The sequence below is a fragment of the Burkholderia gladioli genome (assembly GCF_000959725.1).
Lineage (GTDB): Bacteria > Pseudomonadota > Gammaproteobacteria > Burkholderiales > Burkholderiaceae > Burkholderia > Burkholderia gladioli.
The window spans coordinates 895,299-911,913 of sequence record NZ_CP009323.1; the positions used below are offsets into that span (position 1 = coordinate 895,299).

The window sequence follows — 16,615 nt, forward strand, 5'->3', positions numbered from 1 at the left end:
GGCGCGGCACGTCTAGCCGCGCTCGTCCTCCTTGTCGTTCTGCTCTTCCTTGTAGCGCTGCTCGAAGTCGTGCAGCCGCGCCGTGATGATCGACTGCTCGTAGAAGCTCACCGCCTTGTCGTCGCGCGCCTCGCGCAGTTGGCGGATCGCCGAGGGCCAGGCGCCGTCGAGCGCGAGCTTTTCCGCCAGCGCGCGCCGCCGCGTGATCGCGTCGCCGCTGCCCTGCGCCGCCTGGGCCAGGTAGCTCCACCAGTCGGGCTGGCGCGGATCCGATTCGGCCTGCGTGCGCGCCATGAGCTGCGCCTCGCGGAATCGCCCGGCGGCCAGCAGCGCCTGCAGATGCGCGATGATCGCCGCGTGCGAACCCGGCCAGCGCTGCTGCGCCAGTTGCGCGAGCCGCAGCGCCTCGTCGGTGCGGCCGGCGCGGCGCGCGATCTCGGCGCCCAGCACGTCCAGGCTCGGCGTGCTCGACGCGGTCGCGCCCTCGTCTTGCTGGATGCGGGCGAAACGCTCTCGCGCGCTCACCAGCGCCGTGTCCGCCTCGCCGAAGTTGCCGAGCTGCATCTGCCCCAGCGCGATGCCGTACCAGTTCGCCGCCACGCTCGGCGCGACCCGGTCGTCGATCTCGCTGCGCATGCGGCGCACCTCGTTGGCGACGTCGGACGGCGAGCGGTTCTGCAGGATCCGCAGCCGCGCCCGCGCGAACACGTATTCCGGCGCCTGGCGCGGCTGGCGATAGGGCACGCGGCGCGCGCGGTCGTCCATGTCGGCGAGCCGGTCGATGGTGAGCGGGTGGGTGCGCACGTACTCGGGCACGCCGGCGTCGCCCAGGGTCGAGCGATCGAGGCGCTCGAAGAAGCCCGGCATGCCGTAGGGATCGTAGCCGGCCGCCGTCAGCAGCTGGAAGCCGACGCGATCGGCCTCGCGTTCGGCCCCGCGCGAGAAGCGCAGTTGGTTGTCGACCACGTAGGCCTGGCCGCCCAGCGCGATCGCGCTGCCGAGATCGCCGCTGCGCGCCAGCACGCCGGCCAGCACGCCGATCAGCATCGAGGCCAGCGCCGCGTAGCCGGTCTTCTCGCTGGCGCCGAGCATGCGCGCGATATGCCGTTGCAGCACGTGGCCCATTTCATGGCCCAGCACCGAGGCGAGTTCGGATTCGGTGCGCGTCATGATCACCAGCCCGCTGTTCACGCCGATGAAACCACCGGGCAGCGAGAACGCGTTGATCTGCGCATCGCGCATCGGGAACAGGTCGAAGTCGGGACGATCGCCGCCGATGAACTGGGCCGCGGCGGCGGCCGAGAGCCGGGCCGCGACCGAGTTCAGGTAGTCCCGCACCAGCCAGTCGTCGAGATAGTCGGGATCGCGCCGCACCTCGCGCATCACGCGCTCGCCGAGCCGGCGTTCGGCCTGCGGAGTCAGTGCGCCGCCGGAGCCGTCGCCGAGGTTGGGCAGTTGCTGGCTCTGCAGCGGGCTGCGCAGGCTGGGCGACGGCGCGCCGGGCGTGCCCGCCAGCCGCGAGCGCTCGCCGCCGTAGGTGCCGAATACGCCCGGTGCAATTTCGTCAGGGATGGCGGGCGCCGTGGAGATGCCGTCGAGCACGCCCGGCAGGCGCGCGGCGCCGGCCGCGGGCGAGGCGGCCACGACCGGCGACGAAGCCGCCTGGGCCGGCCGCGACGATTGCGCGTGACTGCCCGGCGGCAGGGCGAGCACGGCCGACAACGAGACGGCGAGCAGGGAGCGGACACGCGGCATGGACGGCATCGAACGCGGCGGACTCGGGCGTGGGTTCGGGTCTGAATCCCGGAATCTGGGTAGGCGATATCGGCTGACATTGTACTGGCGCCCAGGCCTGGCGGCGCGCGCTGCTATGATGGGCGCCCAGCTCAGGAGCGACTCATGCCAGGACTCACCCACTTCGACGCGGCCGGCCATGCCCACATGGTCGATGTCGGCGACAAACAGGAAACGCGACGCATCGCGATCGCGCGCGGCGCGATCCGGATGCTGCCCGACACGCTCGCGCTGATCCGCGACGGCCGCGCGAAAAAAGGCGACGTGATCGGCGTGGCGCGCATCGCGGCGATCCAGGGCGCCAAGCGCACCTCGGACCTGATTCCGCTGTGCCACCCGCTGGCGCTCACGCGCGTGGCGGTCGACTTCGAATTCGACGAGGCCCTGCCCGGCGTGCGCTGCACGGCCCAGGTCGAGACGCTCGGGCGCACCGGCGTGGAGATGGAAGCGCTGACCGCCGTGCAGGTCGGCCTGCTCACCGTCTACGACATGTGCAAGGCGGTCGATCGCGGGATGGTGATCGGCGAGGTGGGGGTGGTCGAGAAGAAAGGCGGGAAGTCGGGGGATTGGAAGGTGGGGGGGCTGACAGGCCGTTGATGGACGAATCGCGCCGCGAGCGGCGCGATTCGTTCGTCCTGCCCGGCGATCAGAACGCCGTGCGGATGCCCACGCGCGCCACCGTCTGGTTGCGCGAGGAAGAGTCGGTGAGGTCGGCGATCGACGCGAACTGGTTCCCCGAGGTGTGTTGATACAGCCCCTGCACATAGACCTCGGTGCGCCGCGAGAGGTGATACCCCGCCGTCGCGCCGATCTCGTTGAGGTGCGGATGGCTGTTGCTGCGCAGTGCCTCGATCGATGCATTCGTGTACAGGTACATCATCGCCACGTACCAGGCCGAGCTGAAGTCGTACTTCGCGTTGAATTCCACGTTGTCGAACCTGATGTCGCGGAGCACGCCATCGCGCGGTGCGGCGTAGAGATTCGTGTGCGTATACACCAGGCCCAGCGTGGCAGCGCCGAACACATAGCTGGCGCCCGCGGCGGCCACCCGCTGCGTGCCCGCGTGGTAGATCGAGCCCACCACCGCGCCCGACGCATTCAGGTCTTCCCCGTCGACGTTCATGTAGGCCGCCGCCGCCGTGAGCGGGCCGCCGCGATAGCGCGCGCCGACGCTCCAGGCGCGATTGCCGGCGAACTGGCCGGCCTGGTTGCTGAAGCCGTACAGGCCGCCGAACTGCACGCCCGAATACTCGGCGCTGGTGTACTTGACCGCGTTGTTGATGCTGAAGCTCTGGTCGAGGTTGTCGGCGTCGAAGGGATGCCCGAACAGGCCATCGCCCCAACTGCCGGCCGCGCTCAGCGGCGCGACGTAATCGACAACGGAATCGTATTGCCTGCCCAGCGTGATCGTGCCGAGTCGATCCGACGAAAGGCCCACATAGGCCTGCCGGCCGAATATCACGCCGCTCTGGACCAGGGCGCCATTACTGAGACCGAAGTCGTTCTCCAGGCGAAACACCGCATGCAGGCCGCCGCCGAGATCCTCGCTCCCCTTCAAACCCCAGCGATTGCCGAGTTGCCGGATATTGCTCGACAGCGTGTAATTCGAATGACCCGCTTCGTTGCTGATGTAATCGAAGCCCTCGTCGATCGTGCCATACAGCGTGACACTGCTCTGTGCATACGCCGCGCCGGCCGACATGGCCAGCAATGCCGGGACGAGCGTCCTTGCTATTTTCATGTATTCCCCGAATGGAGCGCTGATGCTTGGTGGAGTGGTAATGCGCTTCTCTTTCTGCTTCGGGGGCGATTCTAAAGATTGGAACTTTCGAGGCGATTACCGATGTCGCCGCGATACAACGCATTCACGGCGTCATCGATCCGACTTGATTACAGGTTTAATAATCGGCGGCAACGCTCTTCGAATTTCCATGCAGTCGCTTTCCAGCGACTTTCAGGAATGCGATCGTGTATTTCATTTTCCCGGTCCCGCTCTCGGCAATGAGATTCGGGATCGCGATGCCCTACTTCGGCTGCCCCACGCCGGGCTCGAATACGAACGGCTGCGTCAGCGTGAAGGGCGAGGGCTTGCCGCCATAGGCGGCCTTCTGCGTGCAACGCGCGCGCGACATGGCCGCCACGGCGGCGCGATCGGCGGCGGCATTGCGGCTGCTGGTGGTGATGGTGACGTTCTCGGGCTCGCCCGAGGCGGTGATCAGCGCGCGCACGAGCACCGTCACCTCGCGGTCGATGGGACGCGCGTCGTCGGGATAGACGGCGACGGGAATCGTGCAGGACAGCGTATTGTCGTGCGGCAGGAACATCGCGCAGCCGGCCAGTTGCAGGGCAACGAGCGGCACGGCGAGCGTCTTCGCGTGGCGGATCATGGCGTGGCTTCCCCGGGTATTTGCGTCGCATTGGTCGGTCGCGATCGGCAGAGCGGCGCCGGTGCACGCGAGGCCGCCCAGGTTGCCGGGCCGGCTCGCGCGCATCGGCGCCGCGTGGTCTGTTCGTGGCGGCGTGATGCCTTGCCGCGCCTGTCGAGCTTACAGCATCGACTTGGCTTGCGTCAGCACCTTGTCGCAGATCTGTTTGGTCAACTGCTGCTTGAGGCCGCCGCCGCTCAGGTCCAGCGTCTTGCCGTTGCCGCCGTCGAGGATGCCGTTGCTGCCGCTCGCGAAGCCGCTATCCGATTGCGGATTGCCGCCGAGCTTGCCCAGCAACTGGTCCTTCACCGAGCTCGCGCCGCCGCTGCCCAGATACTGGTTCTGGATGCAGAACTGCAGCACGCCGGCCACGTTGCCGAGGCTGGACGGCATCAGCGACGAACCACCGCCGCCGAGTGCCCCGCCCAGGCCACCGAGATTGCCGGCCAGGCCGCCGGAATTCTGCGTGGCCGAACCGCCGGCCTGCTTGAGCATGTCGCCCAGTTGCGCGTCAGCGCCCGTCGCCGTCAGCGACAGGCCGATCAGGATGCCGGCTGCCACGGCACGGCCAGTACGAATCTTCATCGTGATCCTCCCAGGTTATGAATGTCGGCGCTGCGGATTGCCGATCGTCAGCATAACCGAAGCGAAGCGACAGCTTCGGCCGAGGGGACCGAATCGGCGGCCAAGTTGACGATGTTTGTAGGAATCGTGCCGGAAAGCGGTGCAATGCGCTTCGATGTCTCGGCAACGGAAGGTTTCGCGATGGCGCTCGCCGGCGGAAACGAAGCGGCCCGCACCTGCCACCGCCGGGGGTGATGGGTGCGGGCCGCTTGGGCTTGCCGTGGGTCGATTGGAGCGTCGCGCGCCATTTTCGACCGCGAGCCATGGACTCAGTCGTCGGAATCGTCGCTGTCGTCCTCGTCCTCGCTGGCCGCGCCGGGCGGCTTGCCGTAGCGCGACACCAGCGATTGCCGGAACCCGGTGAGCGACGGCTGCGCGTCGACGAGCTTGTAGAGCGCCGCCAGTTGCGCCGGCCAGTCGTGCAGTTCCTCCGCGAAGATCTTCAGGCGCGCGACGGTGTCGAGCGCATCGCCCTCGCGGCCGTCCAGCGCCTCGAGCACCGCGTAGCGGCGCAGCACCGTCTCGCCCGGCAACAGCGCGAGCGCACGCTGATGCGCGGCCAGCTTCGCGGGCAGGTCGTCGCGCGAGATCGGCATCAGCGTGGCCGCGCCGTATTCGCCCCAGGCGCCGAACAGGAAGGACGGCGCGGCGCGATACTGCTCGGCCGGGTTCGAGCCGTAGTACAGCACCTCGGCACGCTGGTAATCGCGCAGCACCGGGTACAGCGCCAGCAAGGCAGCCACCGACACGATCGCGAACACGCCATGCGCGATGCGCCCCGGCAGCATGCGCAGCGGCTGTGTCTCGAGCAGCCCGATCACGAACATCGCGGGCAGCGTGAAGAAGGTGTATTGCTGCGGATACTCGACCAGCGCATGCATCAGCAGCACGCCGATCAGGGCGAGCCCGTAGATCCGCTCGATCGTGTGCGGCACGCGCAGCGCGCGCGCCAGCCACAGCAGCAGCGCGACCAGCAGCACGCCGAGCCCGAGCACGCCCGACTTGGCCAGCAGGTCGATGAAGATGTCGTGCGAATTGTTCGCGATCTCGACGCCGCCGAGCGTGCGCACCAGCTCGAACTGGTGCAGCGGGAACTCGCCCCAGCCCACGCCGAGCCAGGGATGCTCGCGGAACATGGTCAGCCCGTATTTCCACAGCGCCAGGCGCGGCGCGATCTGCCCGGCATCGCGCATGCGCTCGGCCGCCGATTCGGCGAGCCCGAGGTGATAGTGGACGTTGGCCCAGCGCACCACGATATTGACGATCACGAACACGACCGCCAGCGCGAGCGGATAAAGCCAGGCCGCGCCGCGCCCCTGCCCGCGCCGGGCGGCGGCGAGCGCCGCCCACAGTCCCGCCACCACCATCACCGCCACCTGCAGCCAGGGCCCGCGCGAGACGGTGAAGGCCAGCCCCGCCGACAGCAGGATCGACAGCGGCAGCCAGCCCCAGGCAGGCAGCCGCCGCGACTGCGCGAGGTAGAGCGTGCTGGCCAGTGCGAAGGCGATATAGGTGGCGAGATGGTTCGCCTGGGCCATGTTGCCGTAGGGCCGGCGATCGGCCAGCACGCCGTAGCTGACCACGAAGGGCGAGAACGTGTGCTCCAGGTGCAGCAACTGGACCACCTGGCAGCCGACCGCGAACACGCCGCCCACGATCAGCGCACCGGCCATCATGCGCGTGACGGTCTCGACCGAATGGATCCGGCCGAGCAGGTAACCCGATTGCATCGCGACCAGCGCGGCCAGCAGGTAACCGAGCGCGAGCCAATTCATCGACGGCTGCGACAGCGGCAGCAGCACGGTCTGCGCGATCAGCACCGCGCCGAACGCGAGCGGCGCGCTCCAGGCGCGCGGCGCGGCGAACGGCCGAACCGAGCGCTCCCCGCGCAGCATCAGCGTGACGATCACGCCGAGCAGCGCGTACAGGCCGAACGCCGTGAACTCGGAATAGAACGTCGGGATCGGATAGGTATGGTTGGTGACCGCGTACGGCAGGATCAGGGCAACGGCTAGCGCAATCAGCGATAAAGAACGCAGGACGGAAGAAGGCATGAGCGAACCGGATGTCAGCAACCGGCGCACTATACAAAAAATTTCCCCCGCTGAGTCGCCCGCGTGCAGATCTGTCGGCACATCGACAGCCGGCGGCAGGCGGAACGCAGGTCCGCCCCCATTTACCAGTGCGCCGGCGAGCTCAGGGCAAGCCGCTCAAACAACCCCTCAGGCCAGCCATTCAAGCACGACACTCGGGCGGCGCGAACTTGCCTGCCAGCGTCGGCGCCTCGGCCGGTACCGGCCCCGAACCCGGCGCCGGCAGGGACGAGGCGCCCTTGCCCGCGGCGAAACACTCCCAGGTGATCGAGCCGGCCTGCACCGTGCCCTGCGCGAGTTCCACGCGTCCCGTGGGCGCCTCGGCATTGTCGGGCGCCGAGGGCACCAGCACCAGCGTATTCGAGCCGGCCGGGGCCACGCGCGTGGAGTAGGCGATGCGGATCTGGCCGGACGTGTCGTCCACCTCGATCGATTCGACATTGCGCGTGGCGGGCGGCGAGGCGTAACCGCCCGAGAAGGCCGTGCCGCTCGCTGCGTTCTCGGCCACCGCCAGCCGCGCCGAGGCGGCCAGCGCAATGCCCTCGCCCACGCGGCTGCGGGCGAGATAGTCCTGGTACGCGGGAATCGCGTAGGCGGCCACCACGCCGACGATGGCCAGCACGATCATCAATTCGATCAGCGTGAAGCCGCCCGGGCCCTCTCGCGTTCGTGCAAGGCCGCGCGAGCGCGGGCGGATCCGCCTGGCGCAGAGGCGCCGCGACAACTGCTGGAACAGGGCAAGGGACAGGGCTTCGAACATATGGGGCTCCGGATACGAAACAGGCCTGCCGCTTGGGCAGACCTGTCGATCCTAGCCAGCACGTCGCGCGCCGGGTAGTCGGCCGGAAGGCCTATGCCGGATGGCTGCGGCAGCGCCGCGCATGCGGGGCGCGAGGGCTCGCGCTCAGTGCGCCTTGGCGGCGCGGCGCCGCTTCCACCAGAGCCCGATCGCCACCACCAGCAGCGCGCCGGCGATGCTCGCGCCATGCACCAGGGCCGGCGCGTCGAGCTGCGGCCAACGGTCGAGCGCGGGATCGCCGATGATGAGCCCGCCGCCGATCCAGCCGAGCAGCGCGGCGCCGAGGATCACGATGACGGGGAGGCGGTCGAGCAACTTCAGTACCAGGGTGCTGCCCCAGACGATCACCGGGATGCTGACCACCAGCCCGAAGATCACCAGCGCGAGCCGGTGCTGCGGATCGGCGCGTTCGGCCGCGCCGGCGATCGCGATCACGTTGTCGATGCTCATCACCGCGTCGGCCACGATGATGGTGCGCACCGCCGCCCACAGCCGGTCGGCGCCCTGGATGCCGTCGTGCCCTTCCTCGGCCGGCGCGATCAGCTTGGCGCCGATCCAGAGCAGCAGCAGGCCGCCCGCGAGCTTCAGGAAGGGGATGTCGAGCAGCAGCACCGCGAAGCTGATCAGCACCACGCGCAGCACGATCGCGCCGACGGTGCCCCAGATCACGCCGCGCAGGCGCTGGTTGTCGGGCAGGTTGCGGCAGGCGAGCGCGATCACGACCGCGTTGTCGCCGCCGAGCAGCAGATCGATGATGACGATCTGCACGACGGCGGCCCAGTTGAGCGTGGTGAGGAATTCGATCATGGATGAAGGCTGGAGACAGAGGGCCCGCGAGGGCGAGGAGCGTACCGGGTGCGAGCCGGCGGTACGCGCGACGACGCGGGCCATCGCCGGGCCGGTCATGCGAGGGCCCCACGCGCCGCGTCCAAATTACACAAGCCTTGCAGACTAACAAAAAAAACGCCGGCGCGAGGCCGGCGTTTCGACACGGCGGGACGAATCCCGCGTGCTCGCTCAGATCGCTGCCTTGAGCAGGCGACCCATTTCCGACGGATTGCGCGTGACCTTGATGCCGCACGCGTCCATGATTTCCAGCTTGGCTTCGGCCGTATCGGCACCGCCCGAGATCAGCGCGCCGGCGTGGCCCATGCGCTTGCCCGGAGGCGCCGTGACGCCGGCGATGAAGCCGACCACCGGCTTCTTCATGTTGTCCTTGATCCACTCGGCTGCCGTCGCTTCGTCCGGGCCGCCGATTTCGCCGATCATGACGACCGCATCCGTGTCCGGATCGTCGTTGAACATGCGCATCACGTCGATGTGCTTCAGGCCGTTGATCGGATCGCCGCCGATACCGACCGCCGACGACTGGCCGAGGCCCAGTGCCGTGAGCTGGGCAACCGCTTCATAGGTCAGCGTGCCCGAACGCGACACGACGCCGATGCGGCCCTTGCGGTGGATGTGACCCGGCATGATGCCGATCTTCAGTTCGTCCGGCGTGATCGTGCCCGGGCAGTTCGGCCCGAGCAGCAGCGTCTTGCGGCCTTCGCGACGCATGCGGTCCTTCACTTCGATCATGTCGCGAACCGGAATGCCTTCGGTGATGCAGATCGCCAGGTCGAGGTCGGCCTCGACGGCTTCCCAGATCGCGGCGGCCGCGCCTGCCGGCGGCACGTAGATGACCGAGACGGTCGCGCCGGTTTCCTGCTTCGCTTCCTTGACGCTCGCGTAGATCGGAATGCCTTCGAAATCCTCGCCGGCCTTCTTCGGGTTCACGCCCGCGACGAACGCCTCACGGCCGTTCGCGTACTCGCGGCAGGCGCGCGTGTGGAACTGGCCAGTCTTGCCGGTAATGCCCTGCGTGATGACCTTGGTGTCTTTGTTGATCAGAATCGACATGTATTGACCTCTGTTCGATAGGCGTCGCGTTTGATCGCGCCGCCATGCGTGTTCAATGCAACGATGCTTACTTGCCGGCGGCTGCCGCGACGACCTTCTGCGCGGCTTCTTCCATGCTGTCCGCCGAGATGATCGGCAGGCCCGACTCGGCCAGCATCTTCTTGCCCAGGTCTTCGTTGGTGCCCTTCATGCGCACCACCAGCGGCACGCCGAGGTTCACGGCCTTCGAGCCGGCGATCACGCCTTCGGCGATCACGTCGCAGCGCATGATGCCGCCGAAGATGTTGACCAGGATTGCCTTCAGGTCCGGGTTCTTCAGCATCAGCTTGAACGCTTCCGTGACCTTCTCGGTCGTCGCGCCACCGCCGACGTCCAGGAAGTTCGCCGGTTCGCCGCCGAACAGCTTGATGGTGTCCATGGTGGCCATCGCCAGGCCGGCGCCGTTCACCAGGCAGCCGATGTTGCCGTCCAGCGAGATGTAGGCGAGATCGAACTTCGAGGCTTCGATTTCAGCCGGATCTTCTTCGTCCAGATCGCGGTAGGCGACGATTTCCGGGTGACGGAACAGCGCGTTCGAATCGAAGTTGAACTTCGCGTCGAGGGCGGTGACCTTGCCGTCGCTGGAGACGTTCAGCGGATTGATTTCGGCCAGAGATGCGTCGGTTTCCCAGAACGCCTTGTACAGGCCTTGCAGGATCGCGCGCGCTTGCGGAATCGAGGCAGCCGGCACGCCGATCTTCGCGGCGAGGTCGTCGGCCTGTGCATCGAGCAGGCCGGTCGACGGCTCGACGATGACCTGGTGGATCAGCTCCGGATGCTTTTCGGCCACTTCCTCGATGTCCATGCCGCCTTCGCTCGAACCCATCAGGACGATCTTTTGCGACACGCGATCGACGACGAGGCTGACATACAGTTCCTGCTTGATGTCGGCGCCTTCCTCGACCATCAGGCGGTTGACCTTCTGGCCTTCCGGGCCGGTCTGGTGCGTGACGAGCTGCATGCCGAGGATCTGGCTCGCGTACTCGCGAACCTGCTCGATCGACTTCGCCACCTTCACGCCGCCGCCCTTGCCACGGCCACCCGCGTGAATCTGAGCCTTCACGACCCACACCGGGCCGCCCAGCTCTTCTGCCACCTTGACGGCATCTTCAACCGAGAACGCCGGCTTGCCGCGCGGGACCGCGACTCCGAATTTCCGCAGGATTTCCTTACCCTGGTACTCGTGAATCTTCATGCGTGATTCCTTCAGTCTGAGAGTTGGATTAAAAGTCGATTGACAGTCGCTTCTTTCTACTGATGTTTCCGATCATTCGTGCGCGCTACCCGCGCCGTCGGGCACGGGTGGGCTCGCGCCGAGCCATGTCGGGATGAACGGCCGGCCCGCCGTGCGTCGCGCGCCGCCTCGTGAGCACCGCGCCGCGCCGCTTCGCGCCGCATCACGGCCGGCCGCCCGCGCAGCACGCGATCCGGGGATCGGGGCGTGATGCGCGGGGAAAAAACGGGGGAGAGGTGAGCGAGGTGGGCTCGGCAGGCGGGAATGGCGGCTTCGCTGCGACCGGAACAGAATGCCCGGCCGGACGACGCGGCGGCGTCGACGACATGGGGTTCGCGATCGGAGGTCATGCTGGGCCTGGGTTCATGGATCGGCTGTCCGCCCGGCTGCGTGACCTTCATCGAACCCGCCGCGCAATGCGGTCGACACGATGGAACGGTGACGACACCTCGCCGGCCGCCGCGCTGGTCGGTGATCGCCGGGACTGCGCCTGGCTGGCGCAACTGGCGTGACACGGGCTCGAATGACGGCATGCGGAAGGTTGAAGCCGAGTTGGAAAACCGAAGGATTTTAGCATATTGGGTATTTGTCGCGATGCCACGAATATCCGGTGTGACCCGCATTGGCAAGCGGATGCAGTGCAGCATCACGGGTCGGACCCGCGTGAGCGCGGCGCCCCGGCGAGCCTCAGAACTCGCCGAATTCGTCCTCGCCGCCCTTGAGCAGCTTGACGATGGTGGCGCTCGTGAAGCCGCGCGCGGCCAGGAAGCGCGCCTGTTTGGCGCGCTCGGCCGGCGTGCCCGGCAGGCTGCCGAACTTCTTGCGCCAGACCGCCTGGGCCCGGCCGAACTCGGTTTCGCGCAACTGCTCGCTGACCGATTCGACCAGTTCCGAATCGACGGCATGGCGCTTGAGCTCGCCGAGGATTCGCGCGCTACCGAGGCGCGAGGCGCGCCGGTGCACCAGGCTTTCGGTGAAACGCGCGTCGGACAGCCAGCCCTCGCGCTCGAGCGCGTCGAGCAGCGCTTCGGGATCGTCGCCCTCCTCCACATAGGGAGCGAGCTTGCGCGCGAGTTCGCTGCGGCTGTACTCGCGTCGCGACAGATAACCAAGCGCGCGGCCTTTCAGTGAGCGGGTCGGGCGCTCCCGCTCGGCACGGCGCGCCTCGCCTGCCGGTTCGGTTGCCTGGCCGGAGGAAGCCGTCGAGGCATCGCGCTCGTCGAACGGGCCGCGCGTGCGGCGCCGGTTGCGGCGCGTGGCGTGTTCGCTGGTGCGGGAATACTGGTCGCCGTCGGCGTTTTCGAAGTGGGTGGGCGCGGCGGGCGCCTCGAAGGGATCGGGGGCGGCGCGGCGACGGCTCGACGATGCCGGGCGGCCGCCGGTAACGGGGGCTTGCGAAGCCGCGGGCCGCGGGCCGGCGGCTGCGTCTACCCGGCCGGCCGTCGGCTGTCGACGAGGCTGCGATGAAGCGCCAGCATCAGCCGGAAAAACAGCCGGCGCTGCCCTGCCCGCCTCCCCACGCACGGCACGCACGCTGCGGGCACGGATGCCGCGCGCAACGTCATGCGCATCGAAGGATTCGTCGGCATCGACCGAGTCGCTCGCGTACACGGGATCGGCCGCTGCCCGCCGCGGGCGCTGAAACGAAACGAGGGCATCGTCCGATGCCCTCGTTTCCGGGCGACCTGCCGGCCGCCCTTCGCGTGAAACCGGCGCCGGCCCGGGTCGATCGGCCTGGCCGCCGTCGCCCGCGCGAGGCTCGCGCGGCGAGGAGGCTGGCGAATCGTCCGGGCGGCCCCGGCTTCGACGCATCACTCTTCTTCGTCCAGGATCTCGGCTTCCGACTGGCCGGCGGCGCCTTCCTGCGGCATGGCCGCCACGCCGAGCGATTCGCGGATGCGGTTCTCGATCTCGAGCGCGATGTCCGGATTCTCGCGCAGGAATTCACGCGCGTTGTCCTTGCCCTGGCCGATCTTGTCGCCGTTGTAGCTGTACCAGGCGCCGGCCTTGTCGACGATCTTGGCTTGCACGCCCAGATCGATGATTTCGCCCTGGCGCGAGATACCCTCGCCGTAGAGGATGTCGAAGATCGATTCGCGGAACGGCGGCGAGACCTTGTTCTTGACGACCTTGACGCGGGTTTCGTTGCCGATCACCTCGTCGTTCTTCTTGATCGAGCCGATCCGGCGGATATCGAGGCGCACCGAGGCGTAGAACTTCAGCGCATTGCCGCCCGTGGTGGTTTCCGGGTTGCCGAACATGACACCGATCTTCATGCGGATCTGGTTGATGAAGATCACCAGGCAGTTCGTGCGCTTGATCGTGCCCGTCAGCTTGCGCAGTGCCTGCGACATCAGGCGAGCCTGCAGGCCCGGCAGCGAATCGCCCATTTCGCCTTCGATTTCGGCCTTCGGCACCAGGGCCGCGACCGAGTCGATCACGATCATGTCGATCGAGCCCGAGCGCACCAGCGCGTCGGTGATTTCGAGCGCCTGCTCGCCCGTGTCCGGCTGCGAGATCAGCAGCTCCGGCACGTTCACGCCGAGCTTGGATGCATATTGGACGTCGAGCGCGTGTTCCGCGTCGATGAAGGCCGCCGTGCCGCCGAGCTTCTGCATCTCGGCGATCACCTGCAGCGTGAGGGTGGTCTTGCCCGACGATTCCGGACCGTAGATTTCGACGACACGGCCGCGCGGCAGGCCGCCGACGCCGAGCGCGATATCGAGGCCGAGCGAGCCGGTGGAGACCACCTGGATATCTTCCTTGGCCTCGGCATCGCCGAGCTTCATGATCGAGCCCTTGCCGAACTGCTTCTCGATCTGGGCCAGCGCTGCCGCCAGCGCCTTGCTCTTTTCCGCGGTCATCCCGGCGCCTTTCTTGCTATCTTCCATGAATCGTCCTTTGCTATGATGAGCAGCGTCTGATTGGGGGGCACCGGGCCTAACTAGCCGTTAGGTGCACGAATGCAGACACTGTATAAAAAAACAGTGGTTTGTGCAAGCCCGAGTTGCGGGTTCCGCACAAGCCCACCCAGACCTTCCGGAGACACCCGCGCCGGCGCCTCTCCAGCGCGCCGCCGGCCGACGGCCACGCACCATGCGAATCCTGATTGCCGAAGATGACAGCATACTCGCGGACGGCCTGACCCGATCACTCCGCCAATCGGGCTATGCCGTCGATCACGTCAAGAGCGGCGTCGAGGCCGACACCGCCTTGTCGATGCAGACTTTCGACCTGCTGATCCTCGATCTCGGCCTGCCGAAGATGCCCGGTCTCGACGTGCTGCGGCGCCTGCGCGCACGCAACTCGGTGCTGCCGGTGCTGATCCTGACCGCCGCCGACAGCGTCGACGAGCGCGTCAAGGGGCTCGACCTGGGCGCCGACGACTACATGGCCAAGCCCTTCGCCCTGAACGAACTCGAGGCGCGCGTGCGGGCGCTCACCCGGCGCGGCGCCGGCGGCGGCCCGACCGTGATCCGCCACGGCTCGCTGAGCTTCGACCAGGTCGGCCGGCTCGCCTACGCCAACGAGCGCGTGCTGGACCTGTCGGCGCGCGAGCTCGGCCTGCTCGAGGTGCTGCTGCAGCGCGTCGGCCGACTGGTCTCGAAGGAGCAACTGGTCGACCATCTCTGCGAGTGGGGCGAGGAAGTCAGCAACAACGCGATCGAGGTCTACGTGCACCGGCTGCGCAAGAAGATCGAGCCGAGCGGCGTGCGGATCCTGACCGTGCGCGGCCTCGGCTACTGCCTGGAGAAGGCCGTGGCAGAATCGGGCGCCGCGGTCGCGCCCGAGGTGCCGGCCGCGCCGGAGCATCAGGCGCCCTCCTCGCCGCTGCGCTGAGGGGCCGCGCGAGCGCGCCGCCATGGCCACGCCGCTTCGTTCCGCCCGCACCAGCAAGCACGCCACGCGCCGCCCGGCCGACGTGCGCGACGCGGAACGCGACGCCCGCTACGAAAATCCGTTTGCCCCGCCCGACGAGGGCGAATCCGCCGACACGGCGCGCCCGCGTTCGCTGTTCGGCGAGATCCTCGACTGGATGCTCGCGCCACTGCTGCTGCTCTGGCCGATGAGCATCGCCGTCACCTACCTGGTCGCCAAGACCATCGCCAACGGCCCCTTCGACCGCGCGCTGGAAACCGATGCCTATGTGCTCGCGCGGCAGATCACGCCCGTCAATGGGGCGGCCGAGCTGGTGCTGCCCAAGGCCACGCTCGACCTGCTGCGCGCCGACAATGTCGACAGCGTCTATTACCAGGTGCTCGGCACGCGCGGCGAGCTGGTGGCCGGCGAGGCCGACCTGCCGCTGCCGCGCGACGACGACCGGCCGCCGCCCGGCGTGGTGCTGTTCCGCGACGACCTCCTTCGCGGCAACGACATCCGCGTCGCCTACACCACCGTCGCGCTGGGCGGCTCGAGCGGCTCGCAGCCGGTGCTGGTCCAGGTCGGCGAAACGCTGGACAAGCGCAACGCGCTGGCCAACGACATCATCAAGGGCGTGATCCTGCCGCAGTTCGTGATCCTGCCGCTGGCCATCGTGCTGGTCTGGTTCGGGCTGTCGCGCGGGCTCGCGCCGCTGACCGCGCTGCAGGCCCATATCCGCAACCGCCGCCCCGACGATCTCTCGCCCGTCGATCCGCAGCGCGCGCCGCCCGAGATCGAGCCGCTGGTCACCTCGTTCAACGACCTGCTCGGCCGGCTCGAACAGAACATCGCGCTGCAGAAGCGCTTCATCGCCGATGCCGCGCACCAGATGAAGACGCCGCTGGCCGGGCTGCGCACCCAGGCCGAATTCGCGCTGCGTCACGAGGTGCCGGACGAAGTCGCGCGCTCGCTGGAGCAGATCGCCACCAGCTCCGGGCAGGCCGCGCGCCTGGTCACCCAGTTGCTGGCGCTGGCGCGCGCCGAGAACCGCGCGAGCGGCCTGAGCTTCGAGCCGGTCGATCTCGCCGCGCTGGCACGCGTGACCGTGCGCGACTGGGTGCAGGCCGCCTTCGCCAGGCACATGGACCTCGGCTACGAAGGGCCGGACGACCAGGACGTTCAAGCGCCGGCGCCGATCATCGACGGCCATGCCGTGATGCTGCGCGAGATGCTCGGCAACCTGATCGACAACGCGATCCGCTACACGCCCGAGGGCGGCCGGATCACCGTGCGCCTGCATGTCGAACCCGGCGTGCGGCTCGACGCGACGGGCGCCGTGGTGCGCGCCTTCGACAATGCCGGCGCCGGCCAGGCGGGCGTCGCGCACATCGAGGTGGAAGATACCGGCCCCGGCATTCCGGCCCACGAGCGCGGCCGCGTGCTCGAACGCTTCTACCGGATCCTCGGCCGCGACGGCGAGGGCAGCGGGCTGGGCCTGGCCATCGTGCGCGAGATCGTCACCCAGCACGGCGGCGCGCTGGCGATCGACGACCACGTCTACCAGGACACGCCGCGCCTGGCCGGCACGCTGGTGCGCGTCAGCTTCGCGCTGCGCGAGGCCGCCCCGGAATAACCCTGAGGCGAGCGCCGCCGGCCAGGCCTGCAAGGCGCCGTCAGCGACGTTGCCGGAACATCGACCACCGATCGCCGACGTTCACCCAACAATCGCCGAACAAGCGAGAAGCACTCCCGACAAACCCTGATCCCCGCTCCAGTCAGACCTCCGTAAGTTTGCCCGCCAATAATCGACGCCAGTTCGTCAGGATGGCGAACCGACACCGATATC

The 16,615-nt window shown here is 68.2% G+C and carries 16 protein-coding genes; 5 read left to right on the forward strand and 11 right to left on the reverse strand.

Annotated features, from left to right (window positions below; translation table 11 throughout):
- Positions 1-12 precede the first annotated feature (12 nt).
- Entirely contained in the window at positions 13-1,755 is a 1,743-nt protein-coding gene (locus BM43_RS20915; protein ID WP_036049345.1) for a M48 family metalloprotease, read from the reverse strand.
- A 144-nt stretch (positions 1,756-1,899) separates the two neighbouring features.
- Here BM43_RS20915 and moaC point away from each other — a divergent pair, with 144 nt between their 5' ends.
- Entirely contained in the window at positions 1,900-2,391 is a 492-nt protein-coding gene (moaC, locus tag BM43_RS20920; protein WP_036049343.1) for a cyclic pyranopterin monophosphate synthase MoaC, read from the forward strand.
- 49 nt (positions 2,392-2,440) lie between these two features.
- On the opposite strand, the gene BM43_RS20925 is transcribed toward moaC, so the two are convergent.
- The 3 genes from BM43_RS20925 to BM43_RS20935 form a co-directional block, all read right to left on the reverse strand.
- Positions 2,441-3,535: a porin gene (locus BM43_RS20925; RefSeq protein ID WP_036049341.1), complete on the reverse strand. Its 1,095-nt coding sequence runs from the start codon at positions 3,533-3,535 to the stop codon at positions 2,441-2,443.
- A gap of 283 nt (positions 3,536-3,818) precedes the next feature.
- A complete protein-coding gene (locus BM43_RS20930; protein ID WP_017918743.1) occupies positions 3,819-4,181 on the reverse strand; it encodes a TonB family protein in 363 nt (120 codons plus the stop codon).
- Positions 4,182-4,340: 159 nt separating this feature from the next.
- Positions 4,341-4,805, reverse strand: a complete 465-nt coding sequence (locus BM43_RS20935) for a DUF2501 domain-containing protein (protein WP_036049338.1) — start codon at positions 4,803-4,805, stop codon at positions 4,341-4,343.
- Positions 4,806-4,826: 21 nt separating this feature from the next.
- Between BM43_RS20935 and BM43_RS40685 the strand changes: the two genes are divergently transcribed.
- Positions 4,827-5,039 carry a hypothetical protein gene (locus BM43_RS40685; RefSeq protein WP_127837658.1) on the forward strand — a complete coding sequence of 71 codons (213 nt, stop codon included), beginning with the start codon at positions 4,827-4,829 and terminating at the stop codon, positions 5,037-5,039.
- 74 nt (positions 5,040-5,113) lie between these two features.
- Here the strand turns inward: BM43_RS40685 and BM43_RS20940 are convergent, their stop codons facing one another.
- From BM43_RS20940 to sucC, 5 genes are all read right to left on the reverse strand, one after another.
- Positions 5,114-6,898, reverse strand: coding sequence for a PglL family O-oligosaccharyltransferase (locus tag BM43_RS20940; protein ID WP_036049335.1), 1,785 nt, complete (start codon positions 6,896-6,898; stop codon positions 5,114-5,116).
- A gap of 181 nt (positions 6,899-7,079) precedes the next feature.
- Entirely contained in the window at positions 7,080-7,697 is a 618-nt protein-coding gene (locus tag BM43_RS20945) for a pilin (protein WP_025096951.1), read from the reverse strand.
- Positions 7,698-7,841: 144 nt separating this feature from the next.
- Entirely contained in the window at positions 7,842-8,543 is a 702-nt protein-coding gene (locus BM43_RS20950) for a TerC family protein (protein WP_036049332.1), read from the reverse strand.
- 210 nt (positions 8,544-8,753) lie between these two features.
- Positions 8,754-9,635 (reverse strand): succinate--CoA ligase subunit alpha, encoded by an 882-nt coding sequence (sucD, locus tag BM43_RS20955; protein ID WP_013699263.1) that lies wholly within the window; start codon positions 9,633-9,635, stop codon positions 8,754-8,756.
- 67 nt (positions 9,636-9,702) lie between these two features.
- The gene (gene sucC, locus BM43_RS20960) at positions 9,703-10,884 is read right to left on the reverse strand and encodes an ADP-forming succinate--CoA ligase subunit beta (RefSeq protein ID WP_308015976.1); all 1,182 of its coding nucleotides are present in this window, start codon (positions 10,882-10,884) and stop codon (positions 9,703-9,705) included.
- 155 nt (positions 10,885-11,039) lie between these two features.
- Here sucC and BM43_RS39250 point away from each other — a divergent pair, with 155 nt between their 5' ends.
- A complete protein-coding gene (locus BM43_RS39250; RefSeq protein ID WP_226284859.1) occupies positions 11,040-11,420 on the forward strand; it encodes a hypothetical protein in 381 nt (126 codons plus the stop codon).
- 175 nt (positions 11,421-11,595) lie between these two features.
- On the opposite strand, the gene recX is transcribed toward BM43_RS39250, so the two are convergent.
- Positions 11,596-12,720, reverse strand: coding sequence for a recombination regulator RecX (gene recX, locus BM43_RS20965; RefSeq protein WP_036049329.1), 1,125 nt, complete (start codon positions 12,718-12,720; stop codon positions 11,596-11,598).
- Positions 12,720-13,799 (reverse strand): recombinase RecA, encoded by a 1,080-nt coding sequence (recA, locus tag BM43_RS20970; RefSeq protein ID WP_013699267.1) that lies wholly within the window; start codon positions 13,797-13,799, stop codon positions 12,720-12,722. The genes recX and recA overlap by 1 nt, the downstream gene beginning before the upstream one ends.
- A gap of 205 nt (positions 13,800-14,004) precedes the next feature.
- On the opposite strand from recA, the gene BM43_RS20975 reads away from it, so the two are divergent.
- Positions 14,005-14,748 carry a response regulator transcription factor gene (locus tag BM43_RS20975; RefSeq protein WP_013699268.1) on the forward strand — a complete coding sequence of 248 codons (744 nt, stop codon included), beginning with the start codon at positions 14,005-14,007 and terminating at the stop codon, positions 14,746-14,748.
- 22 nt (positions 14,749-14,770) lie between these two features.
- The gene (locus tag BM43_RS20980) at positions 14,771-16,402 is read left to right on the forward strand and encodes a sensor histidine kinase (protein WP_036049326.1); all 1,632 of its coding nucleotides are present in this window, start codon (positions 14,771-14,773) and stop codon (positions 16,400-16,402) included.
- Positions 16,403-16,615 lie beyond the last annotated feature (213 nt).

Excerpts from the sequence above, each read along its gene's own strand:
- BM43_RS40685 (WP_127837658.1), top strand. The coding sequence starts at position 4,827 with ATGTCGGCGCTGCGGATTGCCGATCGTCAGCATAACCGAAGCGAAGCG.
- BM43_RS20930 (WP_017918743.1), bottom strand. The coding sequence starts at position 4,181 with ATGATCCGCCACGCGAAGACGCTCGCCGTGCCGCTCGTTGCCCTGCAA.
- BM43_RS20925 (WP_036049341.1), bottom strand. The coding sequence starts at position 3,535 with ATGAAAATAGCAAGGACGCTCGTCCCGGCATTGCTGGCCATGTCGGCC.
- BM43_RS20980 (WP_036049326.1), top strand. The coding sequence starts at position 14,771 with ATGGCCACGCCGCTTCGTTCCGCCCGCACCAGCAAGCACGCCACGCGC.
- BM43_RS20915 (WP_036049345.1), bottom strand. The coding sequence starts at position 1,755 with ATGCCGCGTGTCCGCTCCCTGCTCGCCGTCTCGTTGTCGGCCGTGCTC.
- BM43_RS20945 (WP_025096951.1), bottom strand. The coding sequence starts at position 7,697 with ATGTTCGAAGCCCTGTCCCTTGCCCTGTTCCAGCAGTTGTCGCGGCGC.
- recX (WP_036049329.1), bottom strand. The coding sequence starts at position 12,720 with ATGCGTCGAAGCCGGGGCCGCCCGGACGATTCGCCAGCCTCCTCGCCG.
- moaC (WP_036049343.1), top strand. The coding sequence starts at position 1,900 with ATGCCAGGACTCACCCACTTCGACGCGGCCGGCCATGCCCACATGGTC.
- sucD (WP_013699263.1), bottom strand. The coding sequence starts at position 9,635 with ATGTCGATTCTGATCAACAAAGACACCAAGGTCATCACGCAGGGCATT.
- BM43_RS20940 (WP_036049335.1), bottom strand. The coding sequence starts at position 6,898 with ATGCCTTCTTCCGTCCTGCGTTCTTTATCGCTGATTGCGCTAGCCGTT.
- BM43_RS20975 (WP_013699268.1), top strand. The coding sequence starts at position 14,005 with ATGCGAATCCTGATTGCCGAAGATGACAGCATACTCGCGGACGGCCTG.
- BM43_RS20935 (WP_036049338.1), bottom strand. The coding sequence starts at position 4,805 with ATGAAGATTCGTACTGGCCGTGCCGTGGCAGCCGGCATCCTGATCGGC.
- recA (WP_013699267.1), bottom strand. The coding sequence starts at position 13,799 with ATGGAAGATAGCAAGAAAGGCGCCGGGATGACCGCGGAAAAGAGCAAG.
- BM43_RS20950 (WP_036049332.1), bottom strand. The coding sequence starts at position 8,543 with ATGATCGAATTCCTCACCACGCTCAACTGGGCCGCCGTCGTGCAGATC.